General features: G+C 59.6%; 16 protein-coding genes. 3 read left to right on the top strand and 13 right to left on the bottom strand.

Translation table 11 applies throughout. The annotated features are described in order from the left end of the window. The 4 genes from sixA to HW452_RS03715 form a co-directional block, all read right to left on the bottom strand. Entirely contained in the window at positions 1–483 is a 483-nt protein-coding gene (gene sixA / locus HW452_RS03730; protein WP_224104760.1) for a phosphohistidine phosphatase SixA, read from the bottom strand. Beyond that, positions 476–1543, bottom strand: coding sequence for an NAD(P)H-dependent glycerol-3-phosphate dehydrogenase (locus HW452_RS03725; protein ID WP_224104759.1), 1068 nt, complete (start codon positions 1541–1543; stop codon positions 476–478). The genes sixA and HW452_RS03725 overlap by 8 nt, the downstream gene beginning before the upstream one ends. Before the next feature lie 100 nt (positions 1544–1643). Further along, positions 1644–3548: a molecular chaperone HtpG gene (gene htpG, locus HW452_RS03720; protein WP_224104758.1), complete on the bottom strand. Its 1905-nt coding sequence runs from the start codon at positions 3546–3548 to the stop codon at positions 1644–1646. 98 nt (positions 3549–3646) lie between these two features. Further along, positions 3647–3994 carry a YkvA family protein gene (locus HW452_RS03715; RefSeq protein ID WP_224104757.1) on the bottom strand — a complete coding sequence of 116 codons (348 nt, stop codon included), beginning with the start codon at positions 3992–3994 and terminating at the stop codon, positions 3647–3649. Between the two features lie 114 nt (positions 3995–4108). Here HW452_RS03715 and HW452_RS03710 point away from each other — a divergent pair, with 114 nt between their 5' ends. Further along, positions 4109–6058, top strand: coding sequence for a transglycosylase SLT domain-containing protein (locus HW452_RS03710; protein WP_224104756.1), 1950 nt, complete (start codon positions 4109–4111; stop codon positions 6056–6058). A gap of 28 nt (positions 6059–6086) precedes the next feature. On the opposite strand, the gene HW452_RS03705 is transcribed toward HW452_RS03710, so the two are convergent. Next, positions 6087–6743 (bottom strand): LysE family translocator, encoded by a 657-nt coding sequence (locus tag HW452_RS03705; RefSeq protein WP_224104755.1) that lies wholly within the window; start codon positions 6741–6743, stop codon positions 6087–6089. Between the two features lie 136 nt (positions 6744–6879). Here HW452_RS03705 and HW452_RS03700 point away from each other — a divergent pair, with 136 nt between their 5' ends. After that, the gene (locus tag HW452_RS03700) at positions 6880–7083 is read left to right on the top strand and encodes a cold-shock protein (RefSeq protein WP_007114660.1); all 204 of its coding nucleotides are present in this window, start codon (positions 6880–6882) and stop codon (positions 7081–7083) included. Positions 7084–7155: 72 nt separating this feature from the next. Here the strand turns inward: HW452_RS03700 and HW452_RS03695 are convergent, their stop codons facing one another. From HW452_RS03695 to HW452_RS03680, 4 genes are all read right to left on the bottom strand, one after another. After that, complete coding sequence (locus HW452_RS03695; RefSeq protein ID WP_224104754.1) at positions 7156–7932, bottom strand: hypothetical protein; 777 nt, start codon at positions 7930–7932, stop codon at positions 7156–7158. Positions 7933–7970: 38 nt separating this feature from the next. After that, positions 7971–8930, bottom strand: coding sequence for a lipid kinase YegS (gene yegS / locus HW452_RS03690; RefSeq protein ID WP_224104753.1), 960 nt, complete (start codon positions 8928–8930; stop codon positions 7971–7973). Between the two features lie 37 nt (positions 8931–8967). Then, positions 8968–11604 (bottom strand): aminopeptidase N, encoded by a 2637-nt coding sequence (gene pepN, locus HW452_RS03685; RefSeq protein WP_224104752.1) that lies wholly within the window; start codon positions 11602–11604, stop codon positions 8968–8970. 90 nt (positions 11605–11694) lie between these two features. Next, positions 11695–12180, bottom strand: coding sequence for a YajQ family cyclic di-GMP-binding protein (locus HW452_RS03680; RefSeq protein WP_224104751.1), 486 nt, complete (start codon positions 12178–12180; stop codon positions 11695–11697). Between the two features lie 198 nt (positions 12181–12378). Here HW452_RS03680 and cobO point away from each other — a divergent pair, with 198 nt between their 5' ends. Continuing rightward, complete coding sequence (gene cobO, locus HW452_RS03675; RefSeq protein WP_224104750.1) at positions 12379–12978, top strand: cob(I)yrinic acid a,c-diamide adenosyltransferase; 600 nt, start codon at positions 12379–12381, stop codon at positions 12976–12978. A gap of 93 nt (positions 12979–13071) precedes the next feature. Here cobO and HW452_RS03670 read toward each other — a convergent pair whose 3' ends face one another. The 4 genes from HW452_RS03670 to hflK all read right to left on the bottom strand — a co-directional run bounded on the left by HW452_RS03670 (position 13072) and on the right by hflK (position 17928). Then, positions 13072–14367, bottom strand: coding sequence for an adenylosuccinate synthase (locus HW452_RS03670; protein WP_224104749.1), 1296 nt, complete (start codon positions 14365–14367; stop codon positions 13072–13074). Then, entirely contained in the window at positions 14367–15560 is a 1194-nt protein-coding gene (locus HW452_RS03665; protein ID WP_224104748.1) for an ATP phosphoribosyltransferase regulatory subunit, read from the bottom strand. Before HW452_RS03665 ends, HW452_RS03670 begins: the two co-directional genes overlap by 1 nt. Positions 15561–15738: 178 nt before the next feature. Then, a complete protein-coding gene (gene hflC / locus HW452_RS03660) occupies positions 15739–16635 on the bottom strand; it encodes a protease modulator HflC (RefSeq protein ID WP_224104747.1) in 897 nt (298 codons plus the stop codon). Beyond that, positions 16636–17928: an FtsH protease activity modulator HflK gene (gene hflK / locus HW452_RS03655; protein WP_224104746.1), complete on the bottom strand. Its 1293-nt coding sequence runs from the start codon at positions 17926–17928 to the stop codon at positions 16636–16638. Between the last annotated feature and the right edge of the window lie 77 nt (positions 17929–18005).

The raw sequence follows: 18005 nt of genomic DNA, 5'->3' as shown, positions 1-18005 counted from the left end.
CTAGCCAAGCTGGCCTGGCTCGGTAAAGCGCCTTAGCCGCGCGCAGCCCGATGCCCATACATCAGCCTCGAGCTCGGCCAGCGCCGCCGTGGCAAACCCTACCCCCTGCCCGGGCCTGCCCTCGAGTAGCCGGCCGGCAAGCTCACCCACCAGCGGCATATGGCTGACCAGTAGCATGGGGGCACCCTCTGGCTGCGTCAGAAGCCACTCGACAACCTCTGAAGGATCATCATCCGGGGTAATGAACCCCAGCGTTTCGACGGTGCAGCCAAGCGCCTGCCCCATCAGCCCGGCGGTTTGCTGTGCACGGACATAAGGGCTTGCATACATCTTGGGTCTTGCAAGCTCACCCTGCTCCACGCGCCCTGCAAGCCACGCTGCCATGGCCGCTACCTCGTATTCACCGCGCGTCGTCAGCGGGCGCTTGGCATCCGGAAACCCGGGGGCCGCTTCACCGTGACGCATGATCAAGAGCCTACTCATGCCAACCTCGATTCTCCTGGTGCGCCTGCTGAACGGATTCCCGAGGCAGAACGAACTCGACGTCGCTGCTCTGCTCGCCCATCATCAGCATGCGTGCCATCTCCTTTGCCGGAACACCTGCGAACAGCACCTGATGAAGCCCCTCGGCAAGCGGCATGTAAACGCCCATCTCCCTGGCCTTGGCACAGACCAGCTTGACCGTGTTGACGCCTTCGGCCACCTGCCCCAGCGCCGAGATGGCCTCCTCGAGGTCACGCCCTTCGCCCATGGCATGACCCACGCGGTAGTTGCGTGACAGACTGGATGAACAGGTCACGATCAAATCCCCCACCCCGGCCAGGCCCAGAAAGGTCATCGGGTTGGCACCCTGAGCCACCGCAAAGCGGCTCATTTCGGCAAGTGCCCGCGTCATCAGCATGCTGCGGGTGTTTTCGCCCATGCCCAGTGCCGCCGCCATGCCGGCGGCTATCGCGTAGATATTCTTGAGCGCCCCACCAAGCTCCACGCCATGGCGGTCGTTGCTGGCGTAAACGCGGAAGTAGCGGCAGCCAAGCGCCTGCTGTACACGAGTGCGGGTCAGTGCATCGGCACTGGCGATCACCGTCGCGGTCAGTTGCTTGTCGGCAATTTCCGAGGCAAGGTTCGGCCCGGCGATCACGCCGATATGGCTAAAGCCGGTCTCCTGCTCCAGCACCTGACTCATCAGAAAAAAACTGTCCTGCTCGATGCCCTTGGTAGTACTGACCAGAATCTGACCAGGCGTGAGCCAGGGCTTGGCAGCCTGCACCACGCTTCGAAACGCCTTGGAAGGAATCGCGATGAGCACAAGCTCCGCCTCATTGAGCACAGCCGGTAGATCCGTCGAGGCCTGGACAGCAGGATTGATGGCATAGTGCGGCAGATAGCGGCCGTTACGATGCTCTTGATTGATCTGTGCGACCAGCGCCTCGTCACGCATCCATTGACGCACGCAGGCGCCGTTATCCGCGGCAATACTGGCCAGGGCGGTGCCGAAACTGCCGCCTCCCAGCACCGCCACCTTGATTTGCTGCTCAGCCATAGGAATGTCCCAAGAGTCTTGCAAAAGATTCGGCTACTTTATCAAAACAAACGGCCCGCCTGGGAATCCAAACGGGCCGTGATACGTCAGTCGACTGCGCTTACGCCGTCAGCACGCTGTTCAAGCGCTTCACGTAGGCTGCCGGGTCATCCAGGTGGCCGCCTTCGGCGATGATCGCCTGATCAAGCAGAATGTGCGCCAGATGGGTAAACAGCTCGCCGTCGGCCCCCTCCAGGCGTGCAACAAGAGGATGCTCGGGGTTGAGTTCGAGAATCGGCTTCACCTCAGGCATCTTCTGGCCGGCGGCTTCCATGATGCGACGCATCTGGTAGCCCATCTCATGCTCGGGCAGCACCACGCAAGCCGGGGAATCGGTCAGGCGATGAGTCACCTTCACTTCCTGAACTCCGTCGCTCAGCGCCTCTTTTACCCGCTTGACCAGATCTTCCTTGGCCTTGGCGGTTTCTTCCTGGGCTTTTTTCTCGGCTTCATCTTCCACGTCGCCAAGGTCCAGCTCGCCTTTGGCCACATCGGCAAATGACTTGCCATCGAACTCGGTCAAGTGGCTCATCAGCCACTCATCGATACGGTCGGACAGCAGCAGCACCTCGATGCCTTTCTTGCGGAAGATCTCCAGGTGCGGGCTATTCTTGGCCGCGTTGAAGCTGTCGGCCACCACGTAGTAGATCTTCTTCTGGCCTTCTTTCATGCGCTCGACGTAATCGGCAAGCGACTGGTCCTGAGTGGCCGTGTCATTGTGCGTGGAGGCAAAGCGCAAAAGACCCGCGACCTTTTCGCGGTTGGCGAAGTCTTCACCCGGACCTTCCTTCAGCACGCTGCCGAAGGTGTTCCAGAAGGTCTGGTACTGCTCGCTATCCTTGGAGAGCTTTTTCAGCATGTCCAGCGCACGCTTGGTCAGCGCACCCTTGATCTTGTCGACCTGTGGGTCCTGCTGCAGAAGCTCGCGGGAAACGTTGAGCGAAAGGTCCCGCGTGTCGAGCACGCCCTTGATGAAGCGCAGATAGAGTGGCAGGAACTGCTCGGCGTCGTCCATGATAAACACGCGCTGCACGTAGAGCTTGACGCCACGGGCGCCATCGCGCTCGTACATGTCAAACGGCGCGCGCCCCGGTACGTAGAGCAGGCTGGTATACTCGAGCTTGCCCTCTACCTTGTTGTGGCTCCAGGCCAGCGGGTCGCTGAAATCATGGGCAACATGCTTGTAGAACGCCTTGTACTCCTCGTCGCTCACCTCGCTCTTGGGGCGTGCCCAGAGTGCGGTAGCTTCATTGACGGTTTCCCAGGTCGTGACTTCGCTACCTTCGATGTCGTTGCCTTCATCGTCCTTGGCGGTTTCCGTCTTGGGCATGCGCACGGGCACTTCGATATGATCGGAGTACTTGCGCACAAGGCTCTGCAGGCGGTAGTCGTCGGCAAACTCCTTGGCGTCATCTTTCAGATGCAGGATGATTTCGGTGCCGTGCTTCTCGCGCTCGATATCCGCCACGCTGAACTCGCCCTCGCCCTTCGAGCGCCACTCAACGCCTTCCGAGGCGTCGGTGCCGGCCTTGCGCGTACGGACCGTGACCTCATCGGCAACGATGAAGCCGGAGTAGAAGCCCACGCCAAACTGACCGATCAGCTTGGCATCCTTTTGTTGCTCGCCCGACATCTGCTTGAGAAATTCTGCCGTACCCGAGCGTGCGATGGTGCCCAGATTGGCAATGACGTCTTCCCGGTTCATGCCAATACCGTTATCGCGCAGCGTGATGGTATTGGCATCCTGGTCGTGCTCGATTTCAACGCGCAGCTCGCTATCGCCTTCGTACAATGCGTCGTTGTCCAGAGCCGCGTAGCGCAGCTTGTCGCAGGCATCGGCGGCGTTGGAAATCAGCTCACGCAGAAATATCTCCCGGTTCGAGTACAGGGAGTGAATCATCAGATTGAGAAGTTGCTTAACTTCTGTTTGAAAGCCTAGAGTCTCTTCGTGGGTCGCAGTCGTCATACGCCTAGCCCTCTTCAATCACATGGTGCCGAGCGCACCTGCCTGGCGACAGGTGCAAAAATTTGTGTGAACTGAATATGGGGATAAGCGGTGCGATTTCAAGAAGGTGTGTGTACAGAAGTGGCAATATCGATGTCGCCGCTTTTCCAGGCACGGTAATCCGCCAGACGCTGATCGATACGATTGAGCAGCCAGCCAACAATGACGACATCATCGATCAGGCCGATAACGACGATAAAGTCAGGGATAAGATCGAACGGCATGGCAAGATAGGCCAGCGCCAGCGCCATCATGCCAAACGCAGACCAGGGCACGGGGCGAAAGCGGCCGGCCATGACATCGCGGGTCATGGGCACGAAGGTCTTGAGTGCCCGACCAATACGCTTGATCGCCCATACGCGGGATTTAAGTCGACGAAATAGCCACCACGTGGATAATCGAGTCATCGTAATTGAATCCTCCAAGTGTCACGATTGTCTGAACGATTCTTGACCCTTTAGTTCACCGAGTTTAGTTCACTGAGGCGGATGCAGGTCCGCCAGCGACCAAGAGAGAGTGCTATGCAGGCAACGCCATTTCGAACCCCCTTTCGCGCCCTCTGCGCAGCCTTGCTGGTCGGCTTGCCCAGCGTGTCATGGGCCGCCTCTGATACCGCCATGCGTGATGCGCTGGAAGCGGCGCGCCAGCAGCAGTGGGACCGCGTGGACGAGCGCGCCATCAAAGGCCATGTACTCAGCGGCTATGTCGAGTATCACCGCCTGCGCAACCAGTTGCCCAATGTATCACCTGCCCAGGTCCAGGACTTTATCGATCAGCACAGCGACTCCCCGCTTTCAGAATGGCTGCGCGGCCAGGCCATTGCCAAGTATGGCCATGCTGGCCGCTACAGCGATCTGCTGGCCATTGCTGATGGCGAGCCGGCAGGCACTACCCGCCAGTGTCACTACTACGCCGCCCTGCTGGATTCCCAGCCCCATGCGGCTGCCGAAGCGGGGCTTGCCCTGTGGCTTGAGGGCAGCTCACAGCCGGATGCCTGCGATCCGCTCTTCAATCGCCTGCGCGCCAATGGCACGATCGATGAAACGGCTATCTGGGAGCGCAAGATGCTCGCCTGGCAAGCCGGTGAGTCAGGCCTGTCGACATACTTGAGCAGCCAGCTCAGCGGCCAGTGGCAAACAGCCATCGAAACCGCCGATCAGGTAAGCGGCCAGATACGGGCCGTTCTCTCCGCTCCCGCCTGCCTAGGCCCCGAGTGCAAGGCCACCGCGGCTTTCTATCAGGCTGCCATGCAGCGCTTTACCCGCGACGATACACCTGCTGCGCTGGCCGCGTGGCAGAGCATGGCTTCCAACCTGAACCTGATGCCCGACGACCGCCGGGTCATTGAAGAGGAGCTGGCGTTTTACGCGCTGGTGCGTGAGGTACCGGGGGCGATCAATTGGGTGGACAGCGTTCTTCCTTCACTTGAAAGCGAACGTGTGCTGGAGCTTCGCGTGCGTCGCGCCCTGGCCGAGCGCCGCTGGCAGGACGTGATGCACTGGATTGCGGAAATGCCGGCCGAGCAGGAGCAGGACAGCCGCTGGCAGTACTGGCTGGCGCGAGCCAACGAGCAGCTGGGCAATCAGGAGGCAGCCACCGCCCGCTACCGCCAGGCAGCCGAGGATCGCAGCTTCTACGGCTTCGCCGCCGCTGAAAAGCTGGGTCAGCCCTACCAGCTCAACCTCGAGCGCAACCATTTCGATGATGCTTCTCGCCAGCGCACCGCCCAGCTACCTGTGGTACAGCGTACCGAGGCGCTGTTGCGTATCGGTGAAGACGGGCTGGCCAACAGCGAATGGCTTTACGCGGTGCAAAACGGCTCGCCGCAGCAGGCGCGGGCGCTGGCGGACTACGCCGAACATCAGCAGTGGCACGCGCGCCTGGTGCAGACGACCATTGCCGGCAAGATGTGGGACGCGCTGGACTGGCGCTTCCCGCAGGCGTACCGGGACAGTTTCATGCACTGGGGCCAGCAGACCGGTGTAGACCCCTACCTGCTGATGGCAATCACGCGCCGCGAAAGTGCCTACAATCCAACAGCTCTGTCACCGGCCGGCGCACGCGGGCTGATGCAGCTGATGCCCGGCACGGCGACCCTGGTAAGCCGCCAGCTGGGCATCAGCGACCCCGGCCCCTACGGCATTCTCGACCCGGAGCTCAATATCCGCCTGGGCAGCACCTATCTGCGCGATAAGCTCAACCGCTACCAGGGTAACCGGCTGGCCGCCGCTGCGGCCTATAACGCCGGCCCAGGCCGGGTCGACCAGTGGCTGGGCAGTGGAATGGAGTCGTTTGACCTGTTCGTTGAAAGTATCCCTTTTCGGGAAACCCGCGACTACGTGCAGGCGGTACTCAGCTACCGGGTCATTTTCGAGAGCCTGGCCAACGGGGGCGATAGCAAAGGCGTCTCTCTGCTCAGCGAAAACGAACAGCAGGTGCGCTACGACCGCGCTCTGCTGGCCCGGCGCTGACCCCGCCTGGCGTCAAGACAGCGCCCGGTCATACCGGGCGCTGCTCCAGGGCCAGACGAATACCAAAAAGTACCAGCACCGATCCGGTGACTGCATTCAATACCTGGGCAAAGCGCGGGCTCGACAGCCATTTACCGGCACTGCCTATCATCAACACCACGCCAATCTGCCAGATATTGGCAATCACGAAGTGTACGCTTGCAAGCCAGAGCGACTTTGAAAGCGCCGGGTCCCCCGGAGAAATGAACTGTGGCAGGAAAGCCATGTAAAACACGATGGTCTTGGGGTTGAGCACGTTGGAAAGCAGCCCCTCTTTTACCGGCTGCCATAGGGAGACGGCGTTTGTCATACCGGCCACACCCTGCACCGGTAAAGGCTGGCCGCGTCGTGCCGCCATAAGGCTCGCCACCCCCAGCCATACAAGATATCCCGCCCCGACAAGCTTCAGCAAATGAAAGGCCCAGGCCGACTGCAGCAGAATCAGTGAAATACCCAGTGCCGAAATGGTCGCATGCACAAACAGGCCACAGCAGATCGCTACGCTGGTGACCACGCCATCACGAATTCCACCTCGTACGGTATTGCGTATGACCAGCAGCGTGTCGACACCTGGCGTAACGGACAGTAGCGTAATGGCAATCAAAAAGGCCAAGAACTGTGTATCCATCAAGCTCATCAGGGTCATAAAAGCGCACTCATGAAGGGGTGAAGAAACTTGAGATCATCACTGGACGATCCATTTTTTTGCATCTACATTGTCTTAGCGGGCAAGCACAATGGTTGTTCGTTTGAACATTATAAGCACGTTAAGGAAACGCATAATGGCAACTGGTACTGTTAAGTGGTTCAACGACACGAAAGGCTTCGGCTTCATCTCCCCCGATGACGGCGGAGACGATCTGTTTGCCCACTTCTCCGAAATTCAAGCTGAAGGCTTCAAGACCCTGCAGGATGGTCAAAAAGTCAGCTTTGAAGTGACTCAGGGTAAAAAGGGCCTTCAGGCTTCCAACATTCGTCCTGCTTAAGCAGTCACGAATGAAGCAAGGCCCGCATTCAGCGGGCCTTTTTTATGCGCGCTTATCACAGCCCCGGCAACATCACTGGCCTTCATTTGGCGCCTGCCGTGTGCGCCCGCTGGACGGCGAACCCGCGCTCGTTTCACCATTCAGAACAGCTCCGCGGCTGCGGCTGTCGTCATGTTCGCGCTCGATCTCCTGAAACTGCTCTTCAAGGCGTTGCTGCGCTTCTTCGAAGCGGCGCTCGGTATCTTCGATCAAGGCCTCTACATTGGTGGCTTCAAGGTTGTCATCCAGGCGTGAACTATCGGGCAGGCTGCTTTGCACCTCCCAATCCGTGGTGAAGGTTTCCTCGTCCACGGCGGGCTGCCCGGCATCCTGCTGTTCGACCTCCTGGAACTGCTCTTCCAGGCGGCGCTGTGCTTCCTCAAAACGCTGCTCGGTTTCGGCAATCATGTCATCGACATCCGAGCGCGTAGCCTCGCCCGGCATTGCCCCTCCCTCTTCCAGCACATCGTCAGGGTCGGCCGCGAGGGTAGATTCATCGGCCTCGACATCTTCACCCACGGTCGCTTCGGGGGCGGCTGGGTCGCCTTGCGCATCCCCGCGCAGATCCTCTGCACGCTCGAGCTCTTCCGCGGCCTGGCGCGCTTCGACATCATCCTCCATTTCAGCGGGACTTGGCATCTCGGCTGCATTCTCGGCCGCGGCTGGCGCCTCCTGTTCCTGCACCACGTCGTCATCGGCTACCGAGGTTGATTCATCAGGCGCTACATTGGCCTCTTCCTGGGAATCTCCGCAGGCGCTGAGCAGCAGCGACAACGCCACCATAGCGGGTATCCATAGACGATTAACCATTTCCCCTCTCCTTGAATAACTCTTTTGATGACCGCGCATCAATGCCGATCATTGGTCGACAAAAGCGCACATCCTTCGGGTAATATCACGCGTAGTGCCAGCGGCACTACTTCTGCGCAGAAGCGATCATACTGACACGCCTCTCCATCCAACGTCAGCGGCCAGGCGGGGTCGCCGCTCTGGGTAGTAACGGTCAGTTGGGTAGCCGTGAAATAGCGCACGAACTCACCCTCGGCGGGAAAGCTCTGCAGCTCGTTCACCAAGGTAGGCAACTCGGCAACGGAGCTGAAATCCTTGACCAGCAGTATGTCCAGGCGGCCATCATCGAGCTTGGCGCGAGGGGCTAGAACCTGCCCGCCGCCGGACTGGCGTCCGTTGCCCATCGCCAGCAGCAGCAAGGATGTCGCCTCCTCCTGGTCACCCCAGCGCAGAGTGCCGCGGTAACTGCGATGCCGCCAGGCTTTCAAGGCTCCCATCACTGAATAGGCACCGCCGCCCAGCAAGCGCTTGAGCGTCTTGGGGGTCGAGGAAGTAATCTCGGCACCAAATCCACCCGTGGTCATGTTGACGTAGTACTTGGTGGTGCTTACCTCCTCTTCTTCAGCGGTAACTCGCACCACGTCGACAGGATAGGCGTCTAGCGTCATTGCTGCTGAAAGCGCAGGGCCTGGCTCGAGCGGCAGCCCGGTGGAGGTGGCGAAATCGTTGGCGCTTCCCAATGGCACGATACCCAGCGCCGGGCGCTTGTCATGCGCAACGCGCATGAGGCCGTTGACCACCTCGTTGACCGTACCATCCCCGCCGCAGGCAATGACACGGGTGATACCCGCATCGAACGCCTCTTCGGCAAACTGGGCAGCGTCTCCACCTTCCCAGGTCGAGCGTACGGTAATATTCATCCCTGCCTTGCGCTGCTCTTCAACAGCTTCGCGCAGTGCCGGATTCCCGGCAGACTTGCCATTCACGATAAGTAAAAAACGCTGCTGTGAGTCTTTCACCAAGGCATTCCTTTGATGGTTGAAGGGCTGGCACTGATCACGCCAGCGCTTTTGCGACGACCTCGTACACATTAGAAGATAGCGGTTCTTGCTTGATACGTTCCAGCTGGGAGCGCATCAAGCCCTGGCGCGTCTCGTCGAACCGTTGCCAACGGGTCAAGGGCGTGACCAGGCGTGCCGCGATTTCCGGATTGAGCCGGTTAAGCTCGATGACCACATCGGCCAGCAGCGCATACCCCTTTCCATCCAGGCGATGGAAGTTGATTCGATTCTGCGCAAAAGCACCCACCAACGCACGCACTTTGTTGGGGTTGCGAATCGAAAACGCTGGATGCTGCATCAAGAACTCCACGCGCTCGAGTACATCCGGCTGAGGCTTGGTGACCTGAATGGTAAACCATTGATCCATGACCAGCGGATCGTGCGCCCACTTTTCACCAAATGCCTTCAGTGCCGGACGCGAAAGGTCGTCACGCTCACTGTGCACCAGAAGCGTCAGCGCATGGCGCACATCGGTCATGTTGTGCTCGGCCGCCAGCTGTTCCTGACAGAAGGCGATGGCCCTTTCATCCTCGATCGCCATCAAGTAGCCAAGGGCTACGTTTTTGAGACTGCGCTTGGCGATTTGTTCAGGAGTAGGTGCATAAGGCTCGTCCGTGTGGTTGGCTTCAACCACCGCCATGAACTCATCGCGCAGCGCAAAGGCCAAGGATTGACGTACGAATTCACGCGCCGCGTGGATCGCATCCACATCCACGATGGGCTGCTGCTCGGCGATATAGGCTTCTGACGGGAGGGTCAGCATCTCGGCCAGCACGGCCTTGTCCGCACTGGCTCCTGCCCCGGTGAGCAGTACCTTGAAGGCATCCGTCACCCGTGTATCCATGACTTTTTCAACGCCGTTGCGGTGGGCGGCGATCAGGTCATCCAGCGCCAGCATGGCCAGCCGCTGCCCGGCATCCCAGCGATTGAACCCATCACTGTCGTGGGTCAGCAGAAACGCCAGCTCCTCGCGGGAGTAGGGAAAATGCAGCTTCACCGGTGCCGAGAAATCACGCAGCAGCGAAGGCACCGGAGCCTCGGCCACATCGGTAAACACGAAGGTCTGCTCGTCGTCACGCAAATGGACGACGGCATCCTTGCCAAGCGTTTCGCCGGCCAGTGTCAGCGTCAGGTCCTGACCGGACTTGGTGCCCACGAGTCCCATGCGTACCGGGATATGAAGCGGCTGCTTTTGGGCCTGCCCTGGCGTGGCCGGAGTGCGCTGGCGCAGCGTGAGATGGTACTCGCTGTGGGCGTAGTCGTATTCGCCATGGGCGTCGATTTCCGGCGTACCGGCCTGGGCGTACCAGCGCATGAACTGACCAAGATCTTCACCGGAGGCGTCGGCCATGCAGTTGACGAAATCTTCGATCGTGACGGCCTGCCCATCGAAGCGTTCGAAGTAGGCATCGGCCCCGCGACGAAATGCTTCCCAACCGATCAGGTTGCACAGCATGCGCACGACCTCAGCCCCCTTTTCATAGATGGTCAGGGTGTAGAAGTTGGTAATTTCGATATAGTGATCCGGGCGTACCGGATGCGCCGTAGGGCCCGCATCCTCGGCAAATTGAGCGGTGCGGAAAAACGCAACGTCCTCGATCCGCTTGACCGGCGCGGAGTTGGTATCGGCGGAAAAGCACTGATCGCGAAAGACCGTAAAGCCCTCTTTCAGCGACAGCTGGAACCAGTCGCGACAGGTGACACGGTTGCCCGACCAGTTATGAAAGTATTCATGGGCCACGATGCCTTCGACGTTCTGAAAGGCGGCATCAGTGGCGGTATCCGGGTGAGTCAGCACGGCGGCGGAGTTGAAGATGTTCAGCCCCTTGTTTTCCATGGCGCCCATGTTGAAGTCGTTCACAGCCACGATCATGAACAGATCGAGATCGTACTCGCGTCCGTAGGTCTGCTCATCCCAGGTCATGGAGCGCTTGAGCGACGCCATGGCGTGCTCGGTTTTATCCAGGTTCTCCTTCTCGACCCAGATCTGTAGCGTCACGTTGCGCCCGCTCATGGTCGTGAAGGTATCTTCGACCTTGTGCAGATCACCCGCCACCAGGGCAAACAGATAGCAGGGCTTGGGATGTGGGTCGTCCCATTTCACGAAGTGACGGCCACCTTCGAGCTCACCCCGCTCGACCGGGTTACCGTTGGCCAGCAGCACCGGTTCGCGCTGCGCATCTCCGATTACCGTGACGGTAAAGGTCGCCATGACATCCGGGCGATCCGGATAGAAGGTAATCCGCCGGAAACCCTCGGCTTCACACTGGGTGCAGTACATGCCGCTTGACTGGTACAAGCCTTCCAGCGCCGTGTTCTCGCTGGGGGCGATCTCAACAACGCTCTCGAGACAGAACGAGGCTGGCACGGCATGAATCTCGAGGCCATGATCACCCAGCCGATACTCGGATTCAGCGAGCGGCGTACCGTCAATGGCAAGCGACATCAGCTTGAGCTGCTCGCCATCAAGCACCAGGGGCGTCTTGTCATCAGCCTGGTTGTTGCGTTCAATCAATAAACGCGCTTTTACACGGGTGGCGGCAGGGTCAAGATCAAACGTCAGCTCGGTATGGGTAACGCGATAGGCGGGCGGCTGGTAGTCGCTTAAATAGACCGGCTGCGGATCAGACATAGTGCGTAGCTCCTGTAGTAAACGCTCATTGAAAGTCGGGTGCCGGGCAGCACAACGACACTGCCCTTTTATGTTTAGTCGCGAATAGACTCAGTCACGGAAGTTGTCGAACTGCAGCGGTAATTCGGGACCTTCTTCGCCACGCAACAGGGCCATCACGCTCTGGAGGTCGTCGCGCTTCTTGCCGGTCACACGAACCTTTTCACCCTGGATCTGCGCCTGAACCTTGAGCTTGCTTGCCTTGATCCGCTTGACCACGTCCTTGGCTTCGGCCTGATCGAGCCCCTGCTTGAGCACGACGTCCTGGCGAGCCTTGACGCCGGAAAGTTCAGGGTCCTTGATATCCATGCAGCGTGCATCGATACCCCGCGCAATCAGGCGATTGCGCAGCACATCCAGCATCTGCTTGAGCTGGAAATCGACTTCGGCTTCCAGCTGCACTTTTTCACCTTCGAGCGCAAAGCTTGCATCGACGCCTTTGAAATCAAAGCGTGACTGTACTTCACGATTGGCCTGATCAACGGCGTTAGTGGCTTCGTGCTGATCAAATTCCGAGACGATATCAAATGAGGGCATGACAGTTATCCTAGCAAGACATGACCGGTTATTTTAGAGCAGCAAGCCCCTCACGGGCTAATCCTGTTGCCGATTCGTCCTAAAAATTCCACATGGATCAGTCAAGCTCAGATCCCACCTGGTGTGTGCATCGGCTACGCATTGACCGCTACATACCGTAGTCTATAGGCGTATTGACCGACGCGGACAGGAGCGACGATGACAGACCGTAATACGCGCCATAAGGCATCCATGGAAAAGCTCAAGGCTCGCGTGGATGAAAAAGTGGCCAACGCCACCGAACAGCGGGGCCTGCTGCTTATCAATACCGGCAACGGCAAGGGCAAGACTACCGCCGCCTGGGGTACCGTCGCCCGTTCGCTGGGCTATGGCTACAAGGTGGGCGTCGTGCAGTTCATCAAGGGGCTCTGGGAGTGCGGCGAGCGTAACCGTCTGGAGAGCGACCCGAATCTGGATGTGGTGATCATGGCCACCGGCTTTACCTGGGATACGCAAAACCGTGAAGCCGATATCCAAGCCTGCCAGAACGTATGGAAAGATGCCGAGCGCATGCTGGCCGACCCCGACACGTACCTGGTCGTACTGGATGAAATTACCTACATGCTCAAGTTTGGCTATCTGGATATTGCCACCGTCAAGGCGGCACTTGAAAACCGACCACGTGAGCAGACGGTCATCATCACCGGACGCAATGCACACCGTGAACTCATTGCCATGGCCGACACCGTGACGGAAATGCAGGATGTGCGTCACGCCTTCAACAACGGTTTGCAGGCGCGCCGCGGTATCGATTTTTAATCTCAGGGTCAACCACACGAAAGGGGCGCCGAAGCGCCCCTTTGCAGCCTGCCGGAACGAGTGACGCTCCGGCTGTACACCACGAAGACCTTCCTAGCCTTCAAACGGGTTACGCAGCACGATGGTTTCAACGCGGTCCGGGCCGGTTGAGATGATGTCGATGCTGGTACCCACCTGCTCTTCCAGGAAACTGATGTAAGAGCGGGCGTTCGCCGGCAAATCTTCGACCTTTCTGGCGCCCAGCGTCGACTCCTTCCAGCCCGGCAGGTCGTGGTAGACCGGCTCGACGGCTTCATAGCCTTCGGAATCGACCGGGTTGTCCAGCACGTCGCCATCCTTGCTGCGATAGCCGACACATACGCGGATGTTCTCCAGGCCGTCGAGGACGTCAAGCTTGGTCAGGCAGATGCCAGAGACCGAGTTGATCTGTACCGCGTGACGCAAGGCCACAGCATCAAACCAGCCACAGCGACGCGGACGGCCGGTGGTCGCACCAAACTCATGACCGCGCTCGGCCAGATGACGACCGTGGTCGTCGAACAGCTCGGTGGGGAACGGGCCCGAGCCGACCCGCGTCGTGTAGGCCTTGGTGATCCCCAGCACATAATCCAGATAGAGCGGACCTACGCCCGACCCGGTGGCGGTACCGCCAGCTGTCGTATTGGAACTGGTCACATAAGGGTAGGTGCCATGGTCGATATCCAGAAGCGACCCCTGAGCGCCCTCGAACAGGATGTTTTCACCGGCCTTGCGCAAGTCATGCACCATGCTGACCGTGTCGCTGACCATCGGGCGCAGCTCGTCGGCCATCTGCATGGCGCTATCCAGCACTTCCTGGAAATCGACGGCGGACTCGCCGTGGTAATTGACCAGCACGAAGTTGTGGTAATCCAGCACCTCACCCAGCTTGGAAGCAAAGCGCTCGCGGTGAAGCATGTCACCCAGGCGCAGGCTCCGGCGGGCTACCTTGTCTTCATAGGCCGGGCCGATACCGCGACCGGTGGTACCGATCTTGGCAACACCGCGGGCTTTTTCACGCGCCTGATCAAGACGCACGTGGTACGGCAGGATCAGCGGGCAGGCAGGCGACAGGCGCAAACGCTCGCGCACGGGCACGCCCTTGTCTTCAAGCTCGCGAATCTCCTTGATCAGCGCCTCAGGAGAAAGCACCACCCCATTACCGATTACGCAGGTCTTGCCTGGACGCAGCACGCCAGAGGGGATCAGGTGAAGAACGGTTTTCTCACCGTCGATCACCAGCGTGTGGCCGGCGTTGTGGCCGCCCTGAAAACGCACTACCGCCGCTGCCGACTCGGTGAGCAGGTCGACGATCTTGCCTTTGCCTTCATCACCCCATTGGGTACCCAGGACTACGACATTCTTACCCATTATGCTCTCGTCTCTTGTGTCAGGGCCGTTGTCTGCCAACAGCCATCGATAAACTCAAGACGGCGGTCACAGTCGTGCTCCGCCGGCCCAGTACGCTGCCCAGGCAGCGCTTGAATCACGCGTTCTCCCTGCTCTCGCAGTGCGACAATGACCGCGTTGAGAGACTCATCTTCCGCCGCCGGCGCCCAGATTGCACCGCGGGCAGGCGATGCCAGTGCCAGTGATGCCAGCTGCTTCAAGTCCATCGAGAAGCCGGTGGCAGGACGGGCGCGTCCAAACGCCCGGCCCGTATCATCGTAGCGCCCGCCCTTGGCCAGCGCATGGCCGTAGCCCGGCACGTAGGCGGCAAACATCATGCCCGTGTGATACTGATAACCGCGTAGCTCGGCAAGGTCAAAATAGAGCGACACGTCAAAGCGCGCCAGTATGCCCTGATAGAGCGCATCGAGCTGATCGAGTGCGGCGGTTACCGATACCGGCGCACCGGCAAAGCGCTCACGAGCCTGACCCAGTACGCTGGCATCGCCGTGCAGCTCACCCAGCGCCATGAACATGTCGGCCAACACCGGGTCGCTCACGCTGGTACTCACCTGCTCGGCCAGTTGGCCAGGCGATTTCAGCGCCAGCGCTTCGAACAGGGCACTCTCCTGCTCATCGCTCAGTGCAGCGGCCTCTACCAGGCTGCGGTAGATACCGATATGGCCAAGTGCCAGGTGTATCTCGTCGGCACCTGCGGCCTTCAGGCTTGAAAGCGCCAGATGAATGATTTCACTGTCGGCCTCAAGGCCTGCATGACCAAACAGCTCGACCCCTACCTGAACCGGGCTGCGCCCGCCCTGATGCTGGTCGGCCTTGGCACGCAGCACGTTGGTACAGTAGCAAAGCCGTACCGGCCCCTGGCGCTTGAGCGAATGGGCATCCATGCGCGCCACCTGCGGCGTCACGTCCGCCGAGGCGCCCATCATGCGACCGGTCAACTGGTCAGTCAGCTTGAAGGTCTGAAGGTCAAGATCGGTACCGGTCCCGGTCAGCAAGGAGTCCAGAAACTCCACCGGTGGCGGCATTACCTGGTCGTAGCCCCAGCAATGGTAGAGGTCGAGCAGCGCACGGCGCAGCTCTTCCATGCGGCTTGCCTGAGGTGGCAGCACCTCATCCATGCCGTCGGGCAGCAGCCAGCGGTCAGCGATGGTCATGTCAACAATCCTGCAAGACGATGAAGGCCCCGAATGCGATAAATGCATAAATCCTGAATGAGGGCCACAAAAAAACCGGGCGAACGCCCGGTTCAATTAAGTCTACCACGTTTGGCACCGGGATGAACCCCGCCAGCATCATGCCAGCACTGTTCATCCCTGCCTCTTTTACGCGGGCTTATTCGTCGCCGCCCTCTCCTGCAGCGGGAGAAGCACTGCGCAGGTAGCGGAAGAAGTCGCTATCCGGCTCAAGCACCAGCAGATTGCCATCGCCCGAAAAGCTGTCGCGGTAGGCATTCAGGCTGCGCCAGAAGGCGAAGAATTCCTGATCCTGGCCGTAGGCTGCCGAGAAGATGCCTGCTGCTTCGGCATCACCTTCACCGCGCAGCGTTTCTGCCCGCTCATTTGCCTGAGCGATGAGCACTTGACGACGGCGATCAGCGTTGGCGCGAATCCGCTCGGCCTCTTCCTGGCCCTGGGCACGCCACTCACGCGCTTCACGCTCACGCTCCGAGCGCATCCGTTCGAATACGGCGGCGGAAACGTCGTCAGGCAGATCGATACGCTTGATACGGATATCGCGGACCGCCACGCCAAGTTCGTTACGCATCAACTGGTCAAGCTCTTCCGTCGGCCCGATCATCAGGTCATCGCGGCGTTCAGCGATGATTTCCTGGAGGTTCAAGCGGCCAAACTCGTTACGCAGGCTCTCGTCCACGCGGGGCTGGATGAGGCGGATGGCCATCATTTCATCGCCCGCCGTGGCTTCGTAGTAGCGGGTAGGATTGACTACCTGCCACTTGACGTAGGAGTCGACGATGACGGCTTTCTGCTCGAGCGTCAGATAGCGGCTGGTATCGGTATCCAGCGTCAGCAGGCGCGTATCGAACTTGCGCACCGTCTGCGCGATCGGCATCTTGGCATGCAGCCCTGGCTGAATGTTCTCTTCGATTACCTCACCAAAGCGCAGCTTGACCGCGCGCTCGGTTTCATCGACGACGTACAGCGTATTGCTGGCAAGCCATGCAACGGCCGCCAGGGTACCTACAATTAGCAGGGATCGATTGTTAACCATTTACCGGCCCTCCCTGCGGATGGAGCTATTGCCTGAAGAGGAGTTGCTGCTGACTTGTCCGCTGCGCAAATTCTCGATAACGCGCGGGTCGAGCTCTTCATCATCGGCATTACGACGGGTGTTGCTGTTGCCAACGGTGTTGCCGCTGCGCTCACTGTTGCCTCGCATCTGATCAAGCGGCAGGTACATCATTGGCGCATTTTCGCTTGCATCCAGCAGTACCTTGGGCGTATTGCCGAACACTTCCTCGATGGCATCCAGGTACATGCGCTCACGCATGACTTCCGGTGCGTTGCGGTACTCGCTCAACAGTGCGTTGAAGCGGTTGGCCTGACCTTGCGCTTCGGCCACGACCGACTCGCGATACCCCTGGCCCTGCTCGACAACGCGTTGCGCCTGACCCTGAGCAGCCGGGATAATGGCATTGGCGTAGGCCATCCCTTCGTTGATGGTACGCTGACGATCTTCGCGAGCGCGGATAACGTCATCGAAGGCATCGATGACCGGCGCCGGCGCCGAGGTAGATTCGATGTTGATGGTTTGTAGATTGATACCCGCACCATAGGCGTCCAGGTAAGTCTGCAGACGGCTGGCGACCGAGCTGCCCAGGATTTCACGCCCGGAGGTCAGGATATCGATCATGTCCGTACCGCCGACCACGTGGCGCAAGGCGGAATCGAGCGCATTCTCGATGGAAAGCGCCGGGTCACGCACGTTGAGCACGAAATCCTTCGGGTTGGCGACCTGATACTGCGCAGAAATTTCCACTTCGACGATGTTCTCGTCGCGGGTCAGCATCGACTGAGTCTGGGAGACGGAGCGTACACGGGTCACATTGACCATGCGCACGTCGTCGATCAGCGGTGGGTTCCACTGCAGGCCGGGATTTACGATGCCCTGGTATTCGCCAAACCGCAGCACGACACCACGCTCTGACTGGTCGACCAGATAGAAACCGGAAGCGGCCCAGATCGCCAGCGCCACGACCACCAGCAGGCCAGGCAGAGCAAGCGAGTTACGCGGCTTGCCACCACCGCCGCCTTTTTGGTTGCCGTTACCTCTGCCCCTCTTGTTGCCACCACCGCCAAGCATGCCATTCAGCTTGTCTTGGAACTTCTTGAGGGCTTCATCTAGGTCGGGAGGCCCCTGATTATTGCCTCCATTGTTTCCCCCATTTCCCCCGCGGTTGCCACTGTCCTTGCCACCACGGTTTCCACCGTCGTTGCCACCGCGTCGGCCACCACCACTCCAGGGGTCGTGCTGGTTGCCACCACCAGGCTCATTCCAGGCCATACTTCGTCTCCACTAAGGTGCTCACCTGCGCGGGGCACGACATCGCAATGCCCCGCGCTTTTTTGAAATTATTGCTA

The sequence above is a fragment of the Vreelandella aquamarina genome, from assembly GCF_020075495.1.
Taxonomy (GTDB): Bacteria; Pseudomonadota; Gammaproteobacteria; order Pseudomonadales; family Halomonadaceae; genus Vreelandella; species Vreelandella aquamarina_A.
Note: the sequence above shows the minus strand (reverse complement) of the source record. Positions and strands in the feature narration are given on the sequence as shown.